The 259-nt window shown below is 49.8% G+C and carries 1 pseudogene; it reads right to left on the bottom strand.

Annotated elements, in window-relative coordinates:
- Positions 1-149, bottom strand: a pseudogene (locus JSN25_RS01690) (DUF4942 domain-containing protein); the annotation flags it as partial.
- Positions 150-259 lie beyond the last annotated feature (110 nt).

Below are 259 nucleotides of genomic sequence, written 5' to 3'. Positions count from 1 at the left end.
TCCTGTTTCATAGCCCAGTCCAGAGCTGTTTTTCCGCCGATACTACGGGTCAGCGTCGAAATATCGTCAAGCTGCTGTATCAACGTTTCAATCTGTGCCAGTGCGGCATTACGTCCGGTGACTATACACTCAATGCTGGTGGAGCAAATCACGTCGGTGTGGCCGATTAAAACCTCGGGTTCGGTGAGAGTCAGTTCTGACATCATTTCTTTCCTTATATAAAGCAAAGCGCCAGTCGGTGAGGACTAGCGCTTATGGG

This window comes from Citrobacter cronae (genome assembly GCF_016893685.1).
Taxonomy (GTDB): Bacteria; Pseudomonadota; Gammaproteobacteria; order Enterobacterales; family Enterobacteriaceae; genus Citrobacter; species Citrobacter werkmanii.
This window is presented reverse-complemented; position numbering and strand designations above follow the sequence as displayed.